Source organism: Agriterribacter sp. (genome assembly GCF_035497235.1).
Taxonomy (GTDB): domain Bacteria; phylum Bacteroidota; class Bacteroidia; order Chitinophagales; family Chitinophagaceae; genus Agriterribacter.
Genome location: NZ_DATJEB010000035.1, coordinates 45353 through 68900 on the forward strand (window position 1 = coordinate 45353; position 23548 = coordinate 68900).

A 23548-nucleotide genomic window follows, 5' to 3' on the forward strand; every position below is an offset into this window, starting at 1 on the left:
TCATTTACCGTTATAACTAACTTTCCAGATATTGCCCTTGTTATCATCCGATATATACAAAGCACCATCGGGTCCCTGGGCCAGTCCGCAGGGGCGGTAATCTACCCTGCCCGATGCTTTCTTTTCCGCACTGCCGGCAAAGCCATCGGCAAACACTTCCCAGTTGCCGCCGGGTTTACCTTCTTTCATAGGCACAAATACCACAAAAAAACCCGCCTGCGGTTCAGGTGCCCTGTTCCATGAACCATGAAAAGCAATGAACGCGCCGTTCTTGTATCTTTCAGGAAACTGGCTGCCCGTATAAAACAGCAACGCGTTAGGGGCAAGGTGCGCGGGAAATGCCATAATGGGCTTATCCACAGCTTCGCAACGGCCCTGCGTTCTGGCATCGCCGCCATATTCAGGCGCTACTATTTTTTTCTGTTGCTCACCGTCATAATAACAATAGGGCCAACCAAAATTAGCACCTTTTTTAACCAGCAGAAATTCTTCCGCCGGCAATTCAGCATTATCCTTATCTGTATACAGGTTATCGAACATACGGTGCAGGTCATCGCGGCCATGCTGCATGGCATACAATTCATTGGTACTGCTGTTCCAGCTTATTCCCACTGCATTCCTGATGCCGGTGGCATAACGCACGCCATCCTGCTGGGTTTGGTTCAGCTTACGGGCGTTAAACTGCCAGATACCTCCGGCATATTCTAATATCGGGCAGGGCTCCTGTCCCTTTGATCCTACCGCCCTGTCCTGCACCTGGCAGGAATTGGAAGGCGCTCCTATGTTAACATAAATATTGCCCGCGTCATCCAGTGTTACAGATTTGGCATTATGCTGGCCGCGGTCTGTGAGGTCTTTTACAATCGTTTCCGGGTTGTCCGGATCTTCCACCGCATGGCTGGCGCTCAACTTATAACGGTATACAGCCGAATTGGAAGAAGCATATAAATACCCATCTTTAACAGCGATGCCCGTTCCGGGATAATTGCCAAAACTGCTCATTTGCGCCGCGTTTCCTTCTTTCAGTACTACAATGCCCTTACCATCTTTCAGCCGCTCTAACTTCGCGTATATATCTCCGTTACTGTTTACCGCAATATGGCGTACCCGCCCCAGGTTCTCTGCTACCGTGGTGGCGGCAAATCCTCCGGGCAATATTAAGCCTGCCTGTCCGGCGGAAGATGGGTGCAACACAACGGTATCGTTTAGGTTTCTACTATCTTCCGCGCATGCAGAAGCTACTATCATGAATGCGAAAACCAAACATGACAGATGCCATTTAATCGTTTTCATATCATATCATTTTTAGAAAGCATAAAATTACAAAGCCGCTCCGAAATCTTTCAAACTATTCACGAGCGCCGTATTTTCTGCAGGACTGCCCACCGTTATCCGCAGGCAGCCCTCACATAACTGCACATTACTGCGGTCGCGTACCACAATACCCTTATCTAGTAAGGCGCGGTATACCGCCTTAGCATCCCCAACTTTTACGAGTAAAAAATTGGCATCAGACGGGTACACCTGTTCCACTACAGCAACAGACAATAACTGCTCCGCCATCGCATCCCGTTCTTTCACCAGTATCCGTATCATTTCATTCACATCGTCCACCTGGTCAAGTGCCTTCAGTACCAGGTCCTGCGTTGCCTGCCCGATATTATAGGGCGGTTTTATTTTATTGCAGATGTCAATAATATCTTCTCCCGCAAAAGCCATACCCAAACGTAATCCCGCGAGCCCCCAGGCCTTGGATAAAGTGTGTAATACCACCAGGTTGGGATATTCGGCAAGCTCCTGCACAAAAGACCGCTGCCGTGAAAAGTTAATATAGGCCTCATCAATAACCACAATACCCGGGAAATTATTCAGTACAGCTTCTATATCCTCCCTGTGCAGCGAATTAGCCGTGGGGTTATTGGGTGAGCACAGCCAGATCAGCTTTGTAAAATCATCTACCCGGGTTTCCATATGCACCAGGTCTAACTGAAAATTTTCAAGCAGGGGCACTTTGCGCAATTCCACATCATTAATATGGGCACTTACTTCGTACATACCGTAAGTAGGCGGACAAATGATCACATTGTCTTTACCGGGATTACAAAAAGCACGAAATAAAATGTCAATGCATTCATCGCTGCCATTACCCAAAAAAATGTGCTTTGGCTGCACGCCTTTTATAGCCGAAAGTTTTTCTTTTATTTTCAGTTGATGCGGATCGGGATAGCGGTTATACCATTTCGTTGTTGGCGATCCCAGGCTGTTTTCATTCGCGTCTAAGAATACCTTTGCCTCCCCGCTAAATTCGTCCCGCGCGGAAGAATAGGGAACCAGTTGCTTTACATTTTTCCTTACCAGGTCGTTTACGTTAAAATTCATAGCCGATGTTGAAGTTTGGGGTTTATTGTTTGTGGTTTGCGTATCCGGCATTGCTCCACATTTTCAAATCTTGAAATCCTCACATCCTCTTCCTCACCGCATTAGCGTGCGCCTGCAGCCCTTCTGCTTCAGCCATGCAAATTACAGTGGAAGCAATACGCTGTAAACCCTGTTGGGTGAGTTTCTGGTAGGTAATCTTTTTCACAAAACTATCCACGCTTACACCACTGTACGCCTTTGCGTACCCGTTAGTAGGCAGGGTATGATTGGTTCCACTGGCATAGTCGCCCACACTTTCCGGCGAATAATTTCCCAGGAAAACAGAACCCGCATTAACCACCAGATCAGCTACCGCCTCATCGTTTGCACAACTGATGATGAGGTGTTCGGGCGCATAGGCATTAATCAATGCCATGGCCTCATTTATACTTTCAATTAGAATCGCTTTACTGTTTTCCAATGCTTTTATGGCAATGTTTTTACGCGGCAAATCATTTAACTGTTCGTTCACCTCCACAGTAACCTGCTCCGCAACCCGCGCCGATGTACTCACCAGCAATACCTGGCTGTCCGGGCCATGCTCCGCCTGCGACAACAGGTCGGCTGCAACATATGCCGCATTAGCGGTTTCATCGGCCAGCACACAAACTTCACTCGGACCTGCAGGCATATCAATGGCAATACCATCCCGTTGTATTAACTGCTTGGCGCAGGTTACATACTGGTTACCCGGGCCAAAAACCTTATATACCGCAGGAATGGTTTCTGTTCCATAAGCCATAGCGGCAATAGCCTGGGCGCCACCCGCTTTATATATTTGCGTAATGCCTGCCACCCCTGCCGCATATAACACTGCAGGATGAACAGCACCGTTTTTACCCGGCGGCGTACATAAAACAATTTCCCTGCAACCCGCCAGTACCGCCGGTATGCCCAGCATTAACACCGTGGAAAACAGCGGCGCGGAGCCACCCGGAATATACAATCCCACCTTTTCAATTCCCGTGCTTTTTCGCCAGCATTGCACGCCCGGCATAGTAGTTATCCTCTCCATTTCCTGAACCTGGGCCGCATGAAATTTTTCTATATGTTCTTTTGCCTGCGCTATCGCTGCTTTTAGCGCCGGAGACAGCACCTGCTCCGCTGCTGCTATTTCCGCTTCAGACACTTTAATACTTTTCAGTAACACGCCGTCAAACCGTTGGGTAAGCTCAGCCAGCGCTTTATCGCCGTTTAGTCTCACATTGCCCATCACCTCCAGCACCGCAGCTTCCAGCGTGGAATGATCCAGCGTTGGCCGTTGCAGCAGTGCGGGCCATTCGTTACGCGGAGGATTGATGATGATGTTCATTGGAAAATTTGAGGTTTGAGATTTAAGATTGGAGCATGAAGTTGCTTCGATTCAGGTTTCAAGTTACAGGTCACAGGTTTCAGGGCGCAGTTCGGATTTCGGATTTTTCCTTTCGGATTTGCCCTTACATAACCATTTTCTCAATAGGCACCACCAGTATACCCTGTGCGCCTGCTGCTTTTAGCCGCTCTATTTTATCCCAGAACTCATCTTCGTTTAAAACGCTGTGTACCGAACTCCAGCCTTTATCTGCCAGGGGTAATACCGTAGGACTTTTCATGCCCGGCAGCAAACCAATGATCTCATCTAACTTATTGTTGGGTGCGTTGAGCAAAATATATTTATTATTCTTCGCTTTTCTTACGGCGTGTATGCGAAACAGTAATTTGTCGAGCACCTGCTGCTGTACCGCATCAAAATGGTTATGCCGGATAAGCACAGCCTGCGATTGCAGTATGGTTTCCACTTCTTTCAGCCCGTTGGTAAGCAAGGTAGACCCGCTGCTCACCAGGTCGCAGATGGCATCGGACAAACCAATGCCGGGGGCGATTTCCACCGATCCGCTGATCTCATGTATTTCGGCATTCACCTTATTCTTTTTCAGAAACTGCCGGGTCAGGTGCGGGTAGCTGGTAGCAATGCGCCTGCCTTCGAGCGACTGTATATTATTATACTGCTCGCCTCTTACCACGGCAATGCTCAGCCTGCAGCCGCCGAAGCCCAACTGTTCAACCGCTTTCACCGACCTGTTCTTTTCATATACCACATTTTCTCCCACGATGCCCATATCGGCCACCCCGTCTTCCACGTACTGGGGAATATCATCATCTCTTAAAAAAAATACCTGCAGCGGAAAATTGGTAGCTTCCGTTTTGAGTTTATTGGCACCGTTGGAAATAGCGATGCCGCATTCTTTGAGCAGCTTCATCGAATCTTCGTGCAGCCGTCCCGATTTTTGTATTGCCAGTTTAAGCATTATCTATCTATTATTAATTATCTGACCGGATATATCTAAAATAAAAAAGACCTACCGGATGGTAAGCCTCTGACATGTTGTATTGAAATCTGCACATACAGCACCGGCCTACCCTTTGGGTAAGAAATGATGGTGATGATGGGTGCGATGGATCATTATTGTTTTGTTTTAACGGCGCAAAAGTAAGGCACAAGTTTTACCTGGCAAAATTTATGTGGTATTTTTTAAGGGTTTCACGCAGAGCACGCAAAGGAAGCCTGAATGCTGCTTTGCATTACCGCAACCTGCAACTATAAATCACAAACCATAAACTTCCAAACTATAAACTACCAACCCAAAGTCTTTCAAACTGCAAAAATAAAGTTGGTATATAAGAAAGAAAATTTTACTTTAACAGCAAAATCTATAGCTATGTATCAATTGCACAAAAAGAAACTTTTAGCGGGCATATCTTTAATTTTTATTCTTATGATAGGCGTTGCCGCTACAACCGTTCAGGATAAAAAGCCAAAACCCAACCTGAAGGTACTTCCTAAAGATATCAGCCATGAAGAACTCGAGAAGATAATGAAGGGTTTTAATGTTTCATTAGGCGTTAAATGTAACCATTGCCACGCGCCTTCTAAAACAGATGCAAAGAAACTCGACTTTTCCAGCGATGACAAACCCGAGAAAAATGTTGCACGCGACATGATGCGTATGACAGCAAAAATCAATAAAAAATACTTCGATTACGGGGGAGGAGAAGGGCATGCAGCCGCATTATCCTGCATTACCTGTCATAACGGAAAAACACATCCTGAAAGCAAAATAACCCTGCCTCCGCCACCACCCGAACGTTAAATTAATCATTACAGGCATTCTCACAGCACATCAATAATGGGGTTGTTTAAGAAGTACTGCTTTGCCACGAAGTTGCTAAGGCACGAAGAAAATAAAACCTGAAGACCAGGACTTTGTGCCTCTGCCGGTGGGCAGGTCTGAGCCTTAGTGGCATATTTTCTATACCGCCCTTTTAAGACAGCCTCATTATTGCATTATCTTCCATGCCATTTCCTTCATCAGCGAAGCGTCTTCTGTTCCCACATCATTTACACCAACGCTCCTGAGATTGTATTCATGCAGTAATAACAACGCCTGCTCAATGCCTGCATACCCATAATTTTTTGCCGTAAGCATATAGTCTTTAATAAAATAAGGGGTAATACCGGTAGCTGCAGCCGCTGTTTTTTCATCCTGCGATGGTACGCCAAATAACATGTATACCTTACTGAAGAAATTGTACAGGGCGGGCAGCACCATTTGTATAGGCGCTGCTTTGGGATTGGATCCAAAATACTGAATAATCCGGATGGCTTTTACCACGTCTTTCCGTTGCAGCGCTTCCTGTAATTCAAAAACATTGTATTCTTTGCTTACGCCCACATACTGTTCAATATCTTCTTCGGCAATAGATTTACGGCTGCCCAGGTTGAGCAATAGTTTATCAATTTCATTATTAATGCGGCTCATATCGTTACCAATATGTTCTACCAGCAGCATTACCGCCTTACGCGAAATGGTAAATCCTTTTTTTTGCACCTGCTCACCGGCCCATTCAGGCAATTGATTTTCGTAGAGTTTTTTAGTACTCAGTACTACCGCATGCTGCTTTAACTGTTTCGACAGCTTACTCCGCCCATCCAGCTTCTTTTCTTTATGCGCTACCACCAGCACGGTAGATGACAATGGTTTTTCAATATACCCTTCCAGTTTATCAATATCCCGCATCTGCTGGGCTTCTTTTAATATTACCACCTGCCTCTCGGAAAACATGGGATACCGCCGGCAGGCATTGATCAGGTCGGCCCAGTTGGCATCCCTGCCGTAAAATACAGACAGATTAAACTCTGCTTCAGCTTCAGACAGGATATGATGTTCTGCATATTCAACCAACTGATCAATATAAAAATTTTCTTCCCCCTCTAACCAATATACCGGCCCAAATTTTTTTTGTTTCCAGTCTGTAATAATTTTTTCAACGCTCATAGTGGTAAGTTAAGTGAACCGCCGGACTGACCGGGAGCCCGTACGGATGTTTATTCTACTATTATAATATTTTCTTTCTCTAAGTAAGGCAGATGTTTAAACCGCAGTATAATATTGGCAACGGTTACTACATCTTTCTGGCAATACGTTACAATGCGCGGCAGGTTCTTTTCTTCATAATATACATCCTTTACCATACTGCCGTCAATGTCATCCTTAGGCGTATCAATACCCAAAACAGCAGCAAGTAATTTAAGCGATACATAGTTTTTATAATCGCCAAACTTCCATAACTCCATTGTATCTGCCATGTTGGTTTCCCAGGGCTTTTTACCGCTCAACCGGAGGCATTCGGGTAAAGGTATGTTCAGTATCAGCATACGCCGGCAGATATAAGGAATGTCAAATTCTTTAAGATTATGCCCTGCCATGGCAAAATTGCCTCTTTTATCGCGAAATGTGTTCAGCAAATCTATAAACCCGTTTAGTACTACGGCTTCATCATCCCCGCTAAAGGACTTCAGTTTAAAACATAAACTGCCATTTGCATCGTTATAAAAGAAACCCGTGGAAATGCAAATTATTTTACCAAATTCTGCCAGGATACCCGCTTTTTGGAGGTAGGATTCATCGGGCAAAATATTTTCTGGCATGGTTTTGGAAATCTTGTCCTGCCAGAGCTCCTTCCATTTTTCCGGTAACAGTTGAAAATCAGGGGTTCCCGGAACAGTTTCTATGTCAAGAACCAGTAAATTTGTTAAGTTTATCTGATGTATCATATCTCTAAATTTGTTTAAATTCAAAAAAAAATAACCATTATGAGCGCTTCAAACTATCCCTCAGCTTCAGGTCAATCTCAACCGCCTAAAAAAGACAACCGCGGTATAATATACGGTATATTAATTGCCGCTTTGTTAGGAACATGGGGTTATATTATTTATGATAAAAGTAAAACCAAGGAAGTAATTCAGCAAAAGGATGTTCAGTACGCTTCCTTAGACTCGGTAAGAAACCAGCTTTTAACAGATTACCAGGCCGCTGAAATCCGCTTAGATAAAATGACCTCAGAAAATACAAAGCTCGACAGCTTAGTTAAAACACGCGACAAGGATGTAACCAGCATGAGAAGCAGGATCAAAACATTGATCAGCAAACAAAACGCAAGTGCGGCCGACCTGGCTGAGGCGCGTAAGCTGATCAACCAGTTGAACGGGAAAATTGAAGAATATGTAAAAGAGATTGAGCGTTTGCAGGGTGAAAACCAGCAGTTAACAGCTGACAAACAGCAACTGACTACTGAAAAACAACAGTTAACCGATACGCTCAACACCAAGTTAACTGAAAATAAAGACCTGAGCAGCAAAGTAGATGTAGGCTCTACATTAAATGCCTCTAATTTCCATCTGGCTGCCATTAACGAAAAGAAAAGCGGTAAAGAGTCTGAAACCTCAAAAGCTAAAAGAGCCGATAAGTTCAGGGTTTCTTTTGATGTAGAAAATCGCTTGTCGCTTACAGGAACTAAAGATCTTTATATCATTGTTTCCAACCCCGATGGACAGGTGGTTAAAGAAGACGGGCTGGGATCGGGCTCTGTTACAACAAGAGAGGACGGTGATAAAGAATTTACCAATAAAGTATCTATTGATTACGAACAGGGCAAACGTAAAAACGTAAGCTTTGATTTGAAGCAAACGGATAAATACAAACCAGGAACTTATAAGGTAGAAGTATACCAGAATGGTTTTAAAATTGGAGAAGGTGCTGTTACGCTTAAAAAAGGCGGCATTTTCGGATAATACTGATCTTAATAAATGAAATAGAGAAACCGGGAGTAGCAATGCTTCCGGTTTTTCATTTAAAACAAAGCCCTTAATGCCGCACGCCCGATATGCACGGTGTTTGAAGCGCCTGCTTTTCTACCTTCATACTGGAAATTGAGTTCAAGATAGGAAGTAAGCCGTTTGGTAAAATCAACTGTCCACAAAAAATTCTTACCCGGCAATAAGGCATCCAGCATAATATAGGAAACACTGGTATTGGGTGTGTTGGCGTTTCCGGGATCGGTATATTTAATCTGGCTGTAAGTAAATTTTGCAGTAACGGAACTGTTAGACAGTACATTGTATTTTACTTCGCTGGTTAAAGAATTGATAGTTGCCGCCTGCGTTGAGTCTGTATTGCGCTTGTCATCATAGCGGTATCCCACCGCTATCCGGAAATTAGTTCCTCTTATAAAAGACAGCCGCGGCTCTATTCCCTGCGATTCAATATGGTAATTCCTGTTATCGAAATTTGGCGTTACCAGTTTATTTTGTGCGCTTTTACCCAGCAGCTCCAGCAAAAAAGAGCGGGTGATGTTCCACCGCCCTTTTATATTCCAGTCGTTCCCTTCCCGGCTTTCGTAGCCATAGGTAAGAAAGGCCTTATTGCTGTTGCGGATGTTATTAACATCCATACCCCACACATTACTGAAACGGTTAAACGAAAAAGAATTGCCGAGTACCTGGTTCAGCACAATTAAAGAAGTATCGGACAAAGGCACAGCCAAAGGATTAAATTGCAGTTTGCCTGAATTTTCTTTTTTATATACCTGTAATGAACTCTGGAAATATAAGCGGGCAATAAATTTTTGAAAGTTGTTTGCTTTTGCCGCATCAATCACCGAACGCGGATTAACTACAACACTATAGTTAAACTGCAGGTAGTTGGCTTTAATGAACTCATTAGTGGGCGTAAATATGCGAATATATTTTGCCTGGTCGCGAAACTGCGACAACTCAAATTCATTCAGTTCCGGAATGCCATTGCCATTATAATCGTTCCATGTATATTCACCCTGCCCGGCCGGCACTTCCACATAAGTAAAATCTCTTTTTTGTTCCTGCCCCGTTCCTACCTCGTATAATATATTTCCGTTGATCAGCCCCTTCAACTCGTTGATAAAATATTCCGCCCTGCCTAACACCGTTTCTTCCGGTTTTTGTGAAGTAACCTTACTGTCGGTTACATCTAATTTCCTGTAGGTAAGGTTAACTTTTAACTGGTGTTTTTCATTTTTCATCAATTCGGTATAAGCGTTGATATTACTACTCCTGTCAGATGATACCAGTTTAGCCTGGTAGGGATACTTATCGCTCCGGGTATAATAAGTAACGCCCCATTTATTAGGCTTATCTACGGGTGATTTAAGATAGGCCTGCCATATTTCATAGGAAAAACTACTGGCGTTTAGTGAATCAAGTTGTTTGTACTGCACATCATTCCGCTCCGCGGTATATCCTCCTCCCAACCGGTAGTTGCCCATTTTTGGAAAATCCCTTGCTACATCAATAACGGGTTTTACATAATAACCTTTTTGTTCGGCCTGGCTAAAATGGGTAACATCTAACTGGTTATTAAAATGCCAGTTGCCATAATCGGCCCGCTGCAGGATGCTGTTCCGCACACCGTTGTACCCATCGCCCCTGTTATAATTTTCAAACTGATAGCGCAGCGCGTTCCCTTTTTTGCTGTTAAGTTCAATGCCTGCATGAAAAAGATTTTCAGTTGCAGCCGTCACATTATTCAAAGGCAGTCCCCATCCCCTGTAAAACTCTACGCTCCGTAACCGCTCAACAGGTTTGAACCTGTCCTGCACCCATTCATAACTTAACTGGCTTGCCAGTGTCAATCCCTTTGCGCTCTTCTTCAACGGCCTGCTGTCGTTTACCACCAGTTTCGCGGCAAAGCCCTTGTCATCGCTTTTATCTTTCGATGAATAAGTGTTGATGTTATAGCTGCTCACCGCCATTTCCGTACTCACCTGCGTATGAGGAGAGATCATATAATCCGCGCCAATGCTTAACAGTTGCTGCTTTTTGGGTGCTACCAGCAATAATACAGGGTCGTACCTGCCTTGCCTGTTGTTATTGGCATCGGGTGCTACCCATTTAAACAATTTTCCATTGGCGGCGCTTGTTTCATCCGGCACATAATCACCCATTCCCTGCCCTACTTCCGTAAATGCCAGGTTGTACAGGGTATCACCGGGCGCAACCGCATACACATACACGGAATCATGCATGGTATTATTAAAAAGGGTATCAATCTTTTTATACAATATTTTATTCACCGAAAAAGTATCCAATACCTGCGAAGGATACAAGGCCTGCTGCACACTGTCGCCGATATCGGCCAAAAATTGTTTCTGCCGCGGGTCAAGCGTTTGATTGACAGGGGAGTTTTTAGCATCGCTGTTGGAGTAGGCCGCTACCCTTATTTTTAATTTCTTCCCTATCGCCGCCTCGTCAAAAACATATAATTGTGAATTGAGGTAATTCCTGTCGGCGTAACCAAATTCCACCTGTATACGTTTATCCTTGGTGATCATTCGCTTAGGGGTAAACGTTAGCTCTGCGGTATTGTAATTGATCACATAATCCTGGTCTTCCCCCCGCTGCATCAGCTCTCCGTCTATGAACACCCGCTCCGTGCCGGCCAATACAATAAAGAACAATTCATTGTTAGGTCCCTGCAAACGGTAGGGACCCTGGTTGCCTTCCATACCATTAAAAACATTACGGGTGTATTTGCCTTTTGCGATGGCCCCGCTCAGTAACAGGCGGTTGGTTACTGAAGCACTGACCCTGCTCTCCCGCTCAAAAGCTGCACCCTGCAAACGGGAGTAATAGTTAAGAAAATAACTCTGCTGCTGGCGGATATCTATATCGCCAATATCAAAATGCCAGCCCCCTTTTTTAAACTGGATGAAGACCTTATCAAACTCGTTCAGGTTTTGCGTATTGCCATCCGGTTGAATAGGAATATTGCTGTCGGTTATGGCAGCGGCAATCTGTATACTGTCTGCAAGGTATCCGTTCATTTGCAGGTTTAGCGTAGAGTTGAGTACCACATCCTGCTGGTTGCCAAAAGAAAGTCCCCTGCCAAAGCTTCCGTTATAGGTTACATTTCCAAAGTCAAAGATGGAGTTTTGAAGGGAGCCGGCATCCTGTATTGTTGCCGGTGATGCCAGAAAATTATTGCTAATACTATCGAACCGCATTCGCTGGTATACGGTATGGAACCTGCCCGGGAATACCCTGTACAAAACAGACACGCTGTCTGCCGCCGGTTTTTTCTTCCACAGCAGCCACCCGTTAAAAATATCCAGGGTATAATTACTGCTATCCACTCCCTGAATAAAGAAGGTTCCCGGAACAATACTTAATGTATCTAAATAAAGCGTATCTGAAATAAGCGGCAGTACTTTTCTGCGAAGGTTCGACAGTGAAGGATTTTGTTGGGCAATTCCCCATTGTATACCCAGTAAGCACAACAATATCAATAGCAGCCGGTTTTTCAATCCTTACTTTTTTGTAACAATGCCTAAAGTTAGAAATTATTGCATACCAGGGATAAAAAGAAGTAAATACCGGCAATACGGACAGGATACGAGGTAAAACCAGAAAATGAAAATCAAAACCTCGTCATTTTTCCCTGCCTCCGTCCGGTCAGGCAGGCCGCTCCATGCACCGCAAAACATGGCGCTTCATTGCACCGCCCGTCACCGGACGCTGTTCCTTACATTCATTGCCGGGATTAATCACAAAACTGCCATCTGATATTTAAAATCCCGCAATTTACCACACTCAATACAACACTCTTACCTTGATCGTTTCTTTAATGCTCTTCAGCAGCTCCATCGCCTCTTTAGAAAGATTTGTATTTACATCTAATACCACATATCCAATTTCATCATTGGTTTTAAGATACTGTGCTAATATATTAATGTGGTGAGAAGACAACTGCGTATTAATTTGCGACAGCACACCAGGCACATTTTTATGTATATGCAGTATCCTGTGCGTTCCTTCCTGCAATGGCAATGCCAGCTCGGGTACGGTATGCGACCCCGTGGTTATACCCGTTTCTAAGAAATTGATCAGCTTCAGGCTTACATCTTCGCCTATATTGGTCTGGGCCTCTTCGGTAGATCCGCCTATATGCGGCGTAAGAATAACATTGTTCAGTTTTTGCAGCGGTGAATAAAAAGCATCGCCGTTTTTTTCAGGTTCCACCGGGTACACGTCAATGGCTGCGCCTGAAAGCTGCCCGTTTTGTAAAGCCTGTGCCAACGCATCCAGGTCTACCACCTGCCCGCGTGCGTAGTTAATAAGAATAGCTCCCTTCTTAAAATGTTTAAATACCCCGGCGCTAATAAGATTTTTAGTTTGCGCGGTTTCCGGCACATGCAGGGTTACAATATCTGCTTCCTGCAACACTTCTTTCATGCTCTTCCGCAACTGGGCGTTACCTAAAGGAAGGCGGGTAACAATATCATAAAAAATAACTTTCATCCCCAGCGCTTCCGCCAGCACACTTACCTGGGCGCCAATATTTCCATAACCAATAATACCTAATGTTTTACCCCGCAATTCATAACTTCCTTTGGATTCTTTCAGCCATATGCCTTCATGCGCGGCTTTGTTTTTATCGGGAATGCGGCGTATGAGCATAACCGAAAGTCCTATAACCAGTTCGGCTACCGACCGGGTATTGGAATAGGGCGCGTTAAATACAGATACACCGTTAGCCGTAGCCTGGCTAAGGTTAACCTGGTTTACACCAATACAAAAACAACCTATGGCCTGTAGTTTGCCCGCGGCATTTAACACGGCAGGGGTTATTTGCGATTTGGAGCGAATGCCCAGCAAATGCGCGTCTTTCACTTCTTTAATGAGCTCTTTTTCGGGTAATGCCCCGGCTATTCTTCTGATTGAAGTATAGCCTGCTTTTTTAAAATTCTGCACTGCCTGCTCACTGATATTTTCCAGCAATAAAATGTTAATCTTTTCTTTGGGATAACTGGTCCGTTTTTTGTCGCTCATGGATTATATTTGTAGAATTGCAGTGCGAAAATAATAAGTAATTGCCTTTCAACGTTCTTTTCTGATCATATCCAGATGAAAAAAATTCTTTTTTATACTTTATTGATTTCCTTTTTTGTTCCCGGTTGTTATTATTCCACCATCAAAAAAAACATGCCTGCGGTGTCTCACGCAAACGACTCCGTGGTGCATCAACCCGCGATTTCAGAAGCGGAATTCAAACGTTATTACAACGCTTCAGAACAGTTTTATGAGAACATACTGGAAAGAAGCCATTTCAGCGGCGAGTTTCTTGTGGCCAAAAAAGGGGAGATCATTTTTGAAAAATATGCCGGCTACGGCCATACCGGCACTAAAGATTCGCTGAATGCCGGCAGTGCGCTGCACCTGGCCTCCGTATCTAAAACATTTACGGCAATGGCGGTATTAAAGCTGTGGGAAGAAGGGAAATTGAGGATCAGCGATGAAGTATCGGTTTACCTGCCTGGCTTTCCCTATGAAGGCGTTACAGTAAAAACCTTATTAAATCACAGGAGCGGTTTGCCTAATTATGTTCATGTAATGGAGCAACTGGGCTGGAACAGAAAAAAAACCGTGTACAATGCAGATGTATTACAATTCCTGGTTACCAATAAAAGCAAGTTGCAGGTAGCCCGCCCCAACAGGTCATTTCAATATTGCAATACCAATTATGCTTTGCTGGCGCTTATCATAGAAAAGGTGAGCGGACTGCCTTATCCCCAGTTCATTTATGAAAATTTCTTCGCGCCGCTGGGTATGACCAACAGTTATGTATTTACCATGTCTGATTCTTTGAAAGCGCTCCCTTCTTATAATTACAAAAACAAACAGGAGGCTTTCACTTTTTTGGATGCGGTATACGGCGATAAAAATATTTACAGCACCGTACGCGATTTATTGAAATGGGAAACAGCCCTTAGCTACGGTAACCTGTTTAAGCAGTCTACCCTGGATTCGGCCTATGCAGGGTACAGCTATGAGAAAAAAGGTATAAAAAACTACGGCCTGGGCTGGAGGATGCTGGAATATCCCAACGATGAAAAAATAATTTACCATAACGGATGGTGGCATGGCAATAACACGGTTTTCGCCCGCATCATTAAGGATTCCGCTACTATTATCATACTGGGCAATAAATACAACCGTAATATTTACCAGGCAAAAAAACTTTTCCCCGCTTTTGGCGATTACGCAACAGAAGAAGATACGGAGGAGTAGATGCGTCTATGGTGTTACAGGGTACAAGTTTCAGGGTACAAGGCACCCTGAAACCCGAGAACCTGCCCCCCTATAAATCCCCTAACTTTACCGCACCAAGTAACATTCATGAAACTATTTTCCGCCGCGCAAATCAAAGCATGGGATCAATATACCATACAAAATGAACCGGTAACTTCTGCCGGATTGATGGAAAGGGCGGCTATACGCTGCTATGACTGGATTGTGGCAAATATTCCGGCTCAAAAAAAATACATGGTGTTTTGCGGACCAGGCAACAATGGCGGCGATGGATTAGCCATAGCCCGCCTGCTTATCCATACCAAAAATACTGTGCAGGTGTTTATACTGGGAAGCGCAGGAAAAAATTCCGGCGATTTTCTTGCCAACCTGGAAAAGTTGCAGGCGTCAACAACGCAAATAGAACTGCTGGAAAGAGAAAACGCATTTCCTGCCATATCCTCATCCGATATTGTTGTAGACGCATTGTTCGGTTATGGGCTTAACCGCCCTTTGGAAGGTTTGTCTGAAGCATTAGTTACCCATATTAATCATTCCGGGGCGACTACTATCGCAATTGATATACCCAGCGGGCTTTTTGCAGATAAAAGTACACCAGGAAATACCATTATCCGCGCCACGTGTACCCTAACATTCCAGGTAATGAAGCTTGCATTTTTATTGCCTGAGAACGCTGCCTATACCGGGTCTGTTCAATTAATGGATATAGGGCTGCATCCGCAATACTATACCGATACACCTGCCGCTTTTGAAATTATTGAAGCGGAAACCATCCGTTCCTTTATTCAACCCCGTAAAAGGTTTTCACACAAAGGAACCTATGGAAACGCGGCGCTTATTGCCGGCAGCTATGGTATGATGGGGGCGGCTGTGCTTGGCGCGAAAGCCTGTATGCGCAGTGGAGCAGGTAAGCTTACCTGCTATATTCCGTCCTGCGGCTATACCATTTTGCAAACTGCTGTTCCCGAAGTGATGTGCGTAACCGGCACAAATGAAAAGCAACATATTTCCCTGCCGTTAAAAGGCGTATATGACGCCTACGCCATTGGCCCGGGGATGGGGCAATATGAAGCAGGAAGCGCTGTACTGGAAACCCTGTTAAACAAAAAGCCGCGCCGCCTGATCATTGACGCCGATGGTTTGAACCTGTTATCAGCTAATCCCCGGCTATATTCAAAAATACCGGGGCATACTATACTCACCCCTCATCCAAAAGAGTTTGAAAAACTGTTTGGAACCTCCACCAATGATTTTGAGCGGCTTCAGTTAGCGCTGGAAAAGGCTAAAACATTACAGGCATACATTGTACTAAAAGGGAATTACTCTTTTATTGCTACCCCAGGTGGAAAAGGTTATTTTAACCCAACCGGTAACCCTGGTATGGCCACTGCCGGAAGCGGCGATGTGCTTACAGGAATATTATTAGGACTATACGCGCAAAACAACAATGCGGAACAGGTTATTTTAACCGGGGTATACCTGCACGGACTTGCAGGAGATATAGCTGCTCAGCAACAAACGGAAGAATCTCTTGTAGCCGGCGATATTATTGAGCATCTGCCTCATGCCTTCAGGCGCCTGAAAACCAGTGTTTATTTTAGCTAAATGGTGTTTTTCAGCCTGAAACCCCTATTTTTGCCGTCCCAAAAATATAACATACAAGAACTCAAAGTTTATGGACAAATTGTTCTATCTCGTGCCCATTCTGGGACTACTCGGATTGCTTTACACTTTTATAAAATTTAACTGGGTTGTTAAGCAGGATGCCGGTTCCGAACGGATGAAGGAAATCAGCAATTATATTGCAGAAGGCGCGATGGCTTTTTTGAAAGCGGAGTGGAAGATACTAGGCTATTTTGTTGCTATTGTTGCTATTTTGCTGGGCGTTATGGCGCAGTCAAATCAACATTCCCACTGGTTTATTGCCATTGCTTTTATTGCCGGGGCCGTATTTAGCGCGGTTGCAGGCTATATAGGTATGCGCATTGCCACCAAAAGCAACGTGCGTACTGCGCAAGCTGCCAAAACAAGCCTGAGCAAAGCATTATCAGTTTCGTTTACAGGCGGATCGGTGATGGGGCTGGGTGTTGCAGGCTTAGCCGTATTGGGACTGGGAAGCGTTTTCATTATCTTATACCTGTATTTTGTAAGTGGTATAACCCCCGGCACACCGGAGTACAGCCGGGCGATGTTAAAAGCCATTGAAGTGCTTACGGGCTTCTCTCTTGGCGCAGAAAGCATTGCTTTGTTTGCCCGTGTAGGCGGCGGTATATATACCAAGGCGGCCGATGTTGGTGCAGACTTAGTAGGAAAAGTTGAAGCAGGTATTCCGGAAGATGACCCGCGTAACCCGGCAACTATAGCTGATAATGTGGGCGATAATGTTGGGGATGTGGCTGGTATGGGGGCCGACTTATTTGGTTCCTATGTAGCAACAGTGCTGGCAACAATGGTACTTGGACAGGAAACCATATCTGCTGATAATTTTGGAGGAATGGCACCCATATTACTGCCCATGCTGATAGCGGCGGTTGGTATCATTTTTTCCATTGTAGGCACGTGGTTCGTTAGAATAAGTGATACAGCCGGAATTAATACAGACATCGTACAGAAAGCCCTGAATATGGGGAACTGGGGTTCTATTATACTTACTGCCCTGGCTTCCATTGGATTAGTATATTATATTTTACCCGAAACCATGTCGCTGCGCGGACATGAATTTACCAAATGGGGTGTTCTGGGTGCAATTGGCGTAGGCCTTGTGGTAGGCGCTTTAATGAGCATTATTACGGAGTTTTATACAGCAATGGGCAAAAGACCCGTAATGTCAATTATTCGCCAGTCTTCTACCGGTCATGCTACCAACGTAATTGGTGGACTGGCAGTAGGCATGGAATCTACCTTCCTGCCTATATTGGTACTGGCAGGTGGTATATGGGGTTCTTACGAATTTGCCGGCTTATATGGTGTAGCCATAGCCGCGGCAGGTATGATGGCCACTACGGCTATGCAACTGGCTATAGACGCTTTTGGACCCATTGCCGATAATGCGGGCGGTATAGCAGAAATGTGCGAGTTGCCAAAAGAAGTACGGGAAAAAACAGACGTACTGGATGCCGTGGGTAATACCACCGCTGCTACCGGAAAGGGATTTGCCATTGCTTCAGCAGCTTTAACCGCATTAGCGTTATTTGCGGCTTTTGTGGGTGTAGCTGGAATAGAGGGTATTGATATTTATAAAGCTAAAGTATTAGCCGCGCTTTTTGTGGGTGGCATGATACCATTCATTTTCTCCTCTCTTGCCATACGCGCGGTGGGTGAAGCGGCTATGAGCATGGTGGAAGAAGTTCGCCGCCAGTTCCGTACCATACCGGGGATTATGGAAGGCACAGGAAAACCTGAATATGAAAAGTGCGTAGCCATCTCTACAGAAGCTTCCATAAAGAAAATGATGCTGCCCGGTGCCATTGCCATTATTTCTCCGCTGATCATTGGTTTTTTAGCGGGGCCGGAAGCTTTGGGCGGCTTTTTAGCCGGCGCAACGGTAAGCGGCGTATTGATGGGCATGTTTCAAAACAATGCTGGCGGCGCCTGGGATAATGCCAAAAAGTCATTTGAAAAAGGTGTAGAGATCAATGGTGAAATGTTTTATAAAAAATCGGAGCCGCATAAGGCATCCGTTACCGGTGATACGGTGGGTGATCCGTTTAAAGACACTTCAGGTCCGTCTATGAACATCCTGATTAAACTGATGTCAATTGTTTCATTAGTTATTGCGCCAACTTTAGCGGAAGTGTATGGCACTAAAAACGGCGGGGCTGCTATAGAAAAAAAGCAGGCAACCGAACAGGTAACAACCATTACATCGCCAATAATAAAATAACAATCTTTTCAAATCATTTAAAGAGGCAGGTTTTTTAGAAAAGCCTGCCTCTTTTGCTATCTATGCAGATGTTAAGCTACTGCAATTTACCATTTGATAACCGGGCATGGTTTTATTAATTAAATATTGATAGTCATCGTGTTATAATAATTTTATAAAAAAATACCCCTTTTTTAAACCCTTACAGCCGTACCATCGTACTTATACTTAGTAATTTCATAGAAATTTTAGCGTACCGGATATTATTGATTGAAGAAGATTAGTATCTTCACGCCGCTTTATATTTAACACTATTTGAAAGAACCAAATCCTATTGGGTAAAATCATTTCTAATCCTCCTGTTAAAAATCTCCCTTGAAACCACGGGTATCCATTCTGTTTCCACTATTCCTTGAGCGGCCATTAGCTTAATCAGCCTTAATCATTTACACTGACTTGTTAATAAATATTTCTGCTCATGAAATCAATTTTACTTTTTATTGTAGCGATATTGTTTACTGCTGTTGCTACAGCTCAATACGAAATAACTGATGATGAACTTTTTGCAGGAGTTCACGATGATGTATCAAACCCTCTCGGCACCACAGTTCCGGGTATAACTAAAAGGATGGGGGCTGTAAGATATAATCATACCAACGATAAATTTATCGTAAATAACGGAGGAGGCTGGCTTACCCAATTTAACTATGGACCTTTACCCGATCCGTATGGAATGACGGGCACCAATACCGATTATTTTTTATTCCAGGGAATAAATGAAATTGCAGGAGACGGAGGTATTGTTGTGTTTGATACCGTTCATTTCGATATTGGAGCAGGTAATACCATGAACATTACCAACCACCGCCAGGGAACGGTTACCCCATACGGAGAAGTGTCGGGAGGCATTATGATTGGCCGTGCTTTGTATTTTAATAATGGCATTACTACAACCGACAGGAGATACCCTGTAAATAGCGCTTTAGTGTTTGTAAACAATGCCTTTTATGAGGGCGGATTAATGGATGCCCAGCACGTGGATGGCTTTGTGAGTGAAGCAAATTATACAGATGGGAATACGGCTTTGGGACATAACGGTGATTTTACTTTCCCGGTGGGTAACGGTTCAGAGGTTTACCCGTTGAGAAGGCGAGGTGCTTTTACTGCCGGAGAACATTTGTTAACCGTGGGCTGGGTAGATGGCGACCCAGACATTATAGTGGATCCTACTCAGGGAATTGTAAATCCGAGAACAGGCCCCGGCTCCCTCGGATCCGGTATCAGTGCTGTAGTTCCGGTAGGTTTTTGGGACTGGCATTATCTCGATGCAACAGAGTCCGATCCTTCAGGTCTACCTCTTAATGGTGCAGAAGCGCTCACAGCAAATCAAACCATTACAGTTTCTATTCCTGGTTTGGATGGGATTCTTGTAGGAGCCAATGCCTCAGACTTAAGACTGGTAGGATTTAATGCCGTCAGTACTCAGTGGGAGAATCTTGGTACTGCCGGAGCAAGCGGATTAACCAAAGGCTCCCTGCTCTCAGGCACTATCAACGCCAGTCAACTCATTACGGCAATTGCTATTGGCAGCACCCAGAATATCATTCTCCCTGTTACCTTTACCTCCTTTACCGTTAAAGCAGATGGTTGCAAAGCATTATTAGAATGGCAAACGGGCATGGAGCAAAACAACAGCCATTTTGTGGTAGAGCGCAGCGCCAACGGAGCAGAATTTACCGCTATCGCCCGGGTGAGTGCGGTTGGTAACAGCAATACCACCAATACCTACAAATTTACAGATCAAACCCCGCCAACTGGTGTAAATTATTACCGCATTAAACAAGTTGATTTTGACGGCAAACATTCCAGCACCGATATAAAAGCTATACGAATACAATGCAATGGAAATGCCATAGCCATAAAAGCATATCCTAACCCCGCCGGCAACCAGGTAAACATACAAAGCGGCAAAGCGGTAGCACAGGTAAATATAGTAGCCACCAACGGGCAAACGGTTATGAAATATGTACCCTCGCAAAACCAGGGCGGCACTTTCTCCCTGAATATACAACGTGTTCAAAACGGTATCTATTTATTACAAATCGTAAATAAAGACGGCACCATTGACGTAATTAAATTGTTGAAACAGTAAAAACCAATTACAAAATTTCCCAGGAGGTCAAAGGTGAAAATAAACACATTCACTTTTGACCTTTTTTTATTTACAACATGTCCGCCTGCCACTCTTGTTGCCTGAATTTTTCGTAAAAAATACCGAATTGTTTGTTTGGTTACGAATGAACTCGTATATTCGGTACGATAAAAATCGTACACATGGCACAACAAAAAACAGTAAGACCCACTGAAAGCGAACTGGAGATATTGCAGGTTTTATGGGACAGGGAAAATGCAACAGTGAGGGAAGTGCATGAAATTTTATCTGTGAGCAAAGATGTGGGGTACACCACCACCCTGAAGCTCATGCAGATCATGCACGAAAAAGGTTTGGTGAACAGGGATGATTCTTCCAAAACCCATATTTATCAGCCGGCAGTAAGCCGCGAAAAGACACAGAAACATTTTGTAGGCAAAATGATAAATAACCTTTTTTCGGGTTCCCCTGCCCAACTGGTGATGCAGGCCTTAGGTAACCACAAAGCCAGCCGCGATGAACTGGAGGAAATACAAAAACTATTGAACTCGCTTAAAAAGTAATACTAAAAGGCGTTCCAATGACGGCAATATATCAATCACCATTTTTAATTGCTCTCGGGTGGACTATAGCTGCCAGCATCTGGCAATCGGCCCTGCTATGGCTGATTTACCAGGCAATATGCAGCCTGCACCGAAAAATCTCTCCCTCACACAAACACTTCATCGCTGCGGTATTACTGCTGGGTTCATTTGGATGGTTTAGTGTAACCCTGACAGATAAATACAGTAAAGCCATTAAGTTGAGCGAATATTTATCCGGACAGACAGCGCATTCCAATACAGCAACAACAATGGCTTATTCTCCGGATACCCTGTTTTCTCAAAACGGGCTAACAGACTTTGCCAATCAATACCTTCCCTATATCTCGGCCGGTTATCTTATTGTATTGTTGTTGTTGTCAATAAAACTAATAAGAGCTTATTTGTATTCAAAGCAATTACAAACAAAAGGGTTGCTTGAGCCGGACAGGCATTGGATAACACTGGTAAACAACTATGCGCAAAAAATAGGTATTACCAAAAAGGTGCGCATCTGTCTTAGCCGGTATATCAGCGTTCCCGCTACTTTAAGCTTTTTTAAACCTGTTATCCTGCTTCCGTTGGCGGCCTTCAATCATCTTACCGTTCAACAGGCTGAATCTATCATATTGCACGAACTGGCGCATATTAAACGCAATGATTATCTTATCAATATTATTGTATCGGTTATAGAAACCATCCTCTTTTTTAATCCGTTTGTTCACCTGCTGAGCAAATCATTGAAAAAAGAAAGAGAACATTGCTGCGATGATTTTGTACTCCGGCATCGCTTTGATCCGCATAGCTATGCCACTGCATTGCTATCGCTTGAGCAACTGAGGGTGGGCCTACAACCGCTGGCTATAGCCGCTACGGGCAAAAATAGTCACCAACTGCTGGCACGAATTAAAAGGATAATGAATGTAAGCACAACAAATTTCAATTACGGGCAAAAATTACTGGCGCTTGTATTAATGAGTTTGATGATGATATCAGTAGCCTGGCTGTCTCCTTCTTCAGAAAATAATGGGTTCAGCTTCCCTGAAGCCATTTATAATGGTGATACCAATCCGGCAGATCAATTAATGACCACCGCTCCTACTATAGCTGAAAATAAAACAACGCGAACGCTAACACTTCCGGCAAAAGATAGGAATATGCCCGGAGGAGCATCGCACGCTAAAACCAAACAGGCCGGCAATGCAAATGCTCCTGCATTCCTGCCCCGCATTGTCCATCTCACTTCACCCGTCATCCCTGGCGAAGTGTGGGAAATTCCTCATCCACCTGTTGCGCCTCCGGCACCGCAGCTCCCGTTCAATGAGAATAATGATATAAGCTGGGCGCCTGAGTCTTTCGCTGCGCCGGTATTACCAGCAGATGTTTTTGATAATTATGATTTCAGCTTCAACCTGCAAAACGATCTTATTAAACTAATGGAGGATGCTAAAATAAAAAGCGCCCTCTTCAACAACCAGTCACTGAACGGGGAACAATTACGGGTTTTGATAAATACTGAACTATACAAAGAACAGCTCCAATTGAAAGGCGCCATTAAAAACAGGAAACAACTCAGTAGTGAAACCAATGAAAATAAAGTAGCCGGCAATGCCCGTAAAAATAGTACTGCTGCCCGTAACAGCATGCTTTCATTCTTCAACCCATTAGCAGAAAAACTGCCGGATATAAAAAGGGCACTTGCTGAAGAAAAGGCAAAGCTCGACAGCTTTAGGAAAGCTTCCGTGGAACTGGCCGAAAAACAGAAAGAGATATGGTTAAGACAGGCAAAAGAAAAAAATAAAGCAGGTGAAAATGAAGAACCGGTTGCATATGAATTTATCATGCATGTTGACGATAATACCCCGCTTCAACCGGCCACGGTGAAACGCCTCCAACAAAATGTTTCAATAACCCTGCATTCAAAAAAGGCAGAAAGGGAAAGACGAACGAACGGCATGACCTCCAACAAGAACATATCAGCATTTACCATTACGCCATCGCAGGATAATAAAGCCATAAATGCCGGAGCGGATGATTACCGCGCAATGAACACAGCGCGCAGGCAAAGGATGGTGATCTCGCTATAAAAAACA

General features: G+C 44.3%; 16 protein-coding genes. 8 read left to right on the forward strand and 8 right to left on the reverse strand.

Translation table 11 applies throughout. The features are described 5' to 3' along the window. The 4 genes from VL121_RS11400 to hisG form a co-directional block, all read right to left on the reverse strand. Positions 1 to 1293, reverse strand: coding sequence for a PQQ-dependent sugar dehydrogenase (locus VL121_RS11400; RefSeq protein WP_325405320.1), 1293 nt, complete (start codon positions 1291 to 1293; stop codon positions 1 to 3). Positions 1294 to 1320: 27 nt separating this feature from the next. After that, positions 1321 to 2430: a histidinol-phosphate transaminase gene (hisC, locus tag VL121_RS11405; RefSeq protein ID WP_325405322.1), complete on the reverse strand. Its 1110-nt coding sequence runs from the start codon at positions 2428 to 2430 to the stop codon at positions 1321 to 1323. A 28-nt stretch (positions 2431 to 2458) separates the two neighbouring features. Further along, positions 2459 to 3730, reverse strand: a complete 1272-nt coding sequence (gene hisD, locus VL121_RS11410; RefSeq protein ID WP_325405324.1) for a histidinol dehydrogenase — start codon at positions 3728 to 3730, stop codon at positions 2459 to 2461. A 124-nt stretch (positions 3731 to 3854) separates the two neighbouring features. After that, positions 3855 to 4706 (reverse strand): ATP phosphoribosyltransferase, encoded by an 852-nt coding sequence (gene hisG, locus VL121_RS11415; protein ID WP_325405326.1) that lies wholly within the window; start codon positions 4704 to 4706, stop codon positions 3855 to 3857. A gap of 411 nt (positions 4707 to 5117) precedes the next feature. On the opposite strand from hisG, the gene VL121_RS11420 reads away from it, so the two are divergent. Further along, positions 5118 to 5549 carry a c-type cytochrome gene (locus VL121_RS11420; protein WP_325405328.1) on the forward strand — a complete coding sequence of 144 codons (432 nt, stop codon included), beginning with the start codon at positions 5118 to 5120 and terminating at the stop codon, positions 5547 to 5549. A 186-nt stretch (positions 5550 to 5735) separates the two neighbouring features. On the opposite strand, the gene holA is transcribed toward VL121_RS11420, so the two are convergent. Then, on the reverse strand, positions 5736 to 6734 hold the full coding sequence (holA, locus tag VL121_RS11425; RefSeq protein WP_325405330.1) for a DNA polymerase III subunit delta: 999 nt from the start codon (positions 6732 to 6734) through the stop codon (positions 5736 to 5738). 50 nt (positions 6735 to 6784) lie between these two features. Then, positions 6785 to 7513: a ribonuclease H-like domain-containing protein gene (locus VL121_RS11430; protein WP_325405332.1), complete on the reverse strand. Its 729-nt coding sequence runs from the start codon at positions 7511 to 7513 to the stop codon at positions 6785 to 6787. A 39-nt stretch (positions 7514 to 7552) separates the two neighbouring features. Here VL121_RS11430 and VL121_RS11435 point away from each other — a divergent pair, with 39 nt between their 5' ends. Next, positions 7553 to 8530 carry a hypothetical protein gene (locus VL121_RS11435; protein WP_325405334.1) on the forward strand — a complete coding sequence of 326 codons (978 nt, stop codon included), beginning with the start codon at positions 7553 to 7555 and terminating at the stop codon, positions 8528 to 8530. 59 nt (positions 8531 to 8589) lie between these two features. Here VL121_RS11435 and VL121_RS11440 read toward each other — a convergent pair whose 3' ends face one another. Both VL121_RS11440 and serA read right to left on the reverse strand, forming a co-directional pair. After that, the gene (locus tag VL121_RS11440) at positions 8590 to 12075 is read right to left on the reverse strand and encodes a hypothetical protein (RefSeq protein WP_325405336.1); all 3486 of its coding nucleotides are present in this window, start codon (positions 12073 to 12075) and stop codon (positions 8590 to 8592) included. Positions 12076 to 12361: 286 nt separating this feature from the next. Then, positions 12362 to 13600, reverse strand: coding sequence for a phosphoglycerate dehydrogenase (serA, locus tag VL121_RS11445; RefSeq protein WP_325405338.1), 1239 nt, complete (start codon positions 13598 to 13600; stop codon positions 12362 to 12364). Positions 13601 to 13675: 75 nt separating this feature from the next. Between serA and VL121_RS11450 the strand changes: the two genes are divergently transcribed. The 6 genes from VL121_RS11450 (at position 13676) to VL121_RS11475 (ending at position 23542) form a co-directional block, all read left to right on the forward strand. Beyond that, positions 13676 to 14839: a serine hydrolase domain-containing protein gene (locus tag VL121_RS11450; protein ID WP_325405340.1), complete on the forward strand. Its 1164-nt coding sequence runs from the start codon at positions 13676 to 13678 to the stop codon at positions 14837 to 14839. 108 nt (positions 14840 to 14947) lie between these two features. Then, positions 14948 to 16465: an NAD(P)H-hydrate dehydratase gene (locus VL121_RS11455; RefSeq protein ID WP_325405342.1), complete on the forward strand. Its 1518-nt coding sequence runs from the start codon at positions 14948 to 14950 to the stop codon at positions 16463 to 16465. Positions 16466 to 16535: 70 nt separating this feature from the next. Then, complete coding sequence (locus VL121_RS11460; protein WP_325405344.1) at positions 16536 to 18743, forward strand: sodium-translocating pyrophosphatase; 2208 nt, start codon at positions 16536 to 16538, stop codon at positions 18741 to 18743. A 457-nt stretch (positions 18744 to 19200) separates the two neighbouring features. Beyond that, entirely contained in the window at positions 19201 to 20874 is a 1674-nt protein-coding gene (locus VL121_RS11465; protein WP_325405346.1) for a T9SS type A sorting domain-containing protein, read from the forward strand. Between the two features lie 182 nt (positions 20875 to 21056). Next, a complete protein-coding gene (locus VL121_RS11470) occupies positions 21057 to 21437 on the forward strand; it encodes a BlaI/MecI/CopY family transcriptional regulator (RefSeq protein WP_325405348.1) in 381 nt (126 codons plus the stop codon). Positions 21438 to 21454: 17 nt separating this feature from the next. Beyond that, a complete protein-coding gene (locus VL121_RS11475; protein ID WP_325405350.1) occupies positions 21455 to 23542 on the forward strand; it encodes a M56 family metallopeptidase in 2088 nt (695 codons plus the stop codon). Positions 23543 to 23548 lie beyond the last annotated feature (6 nt).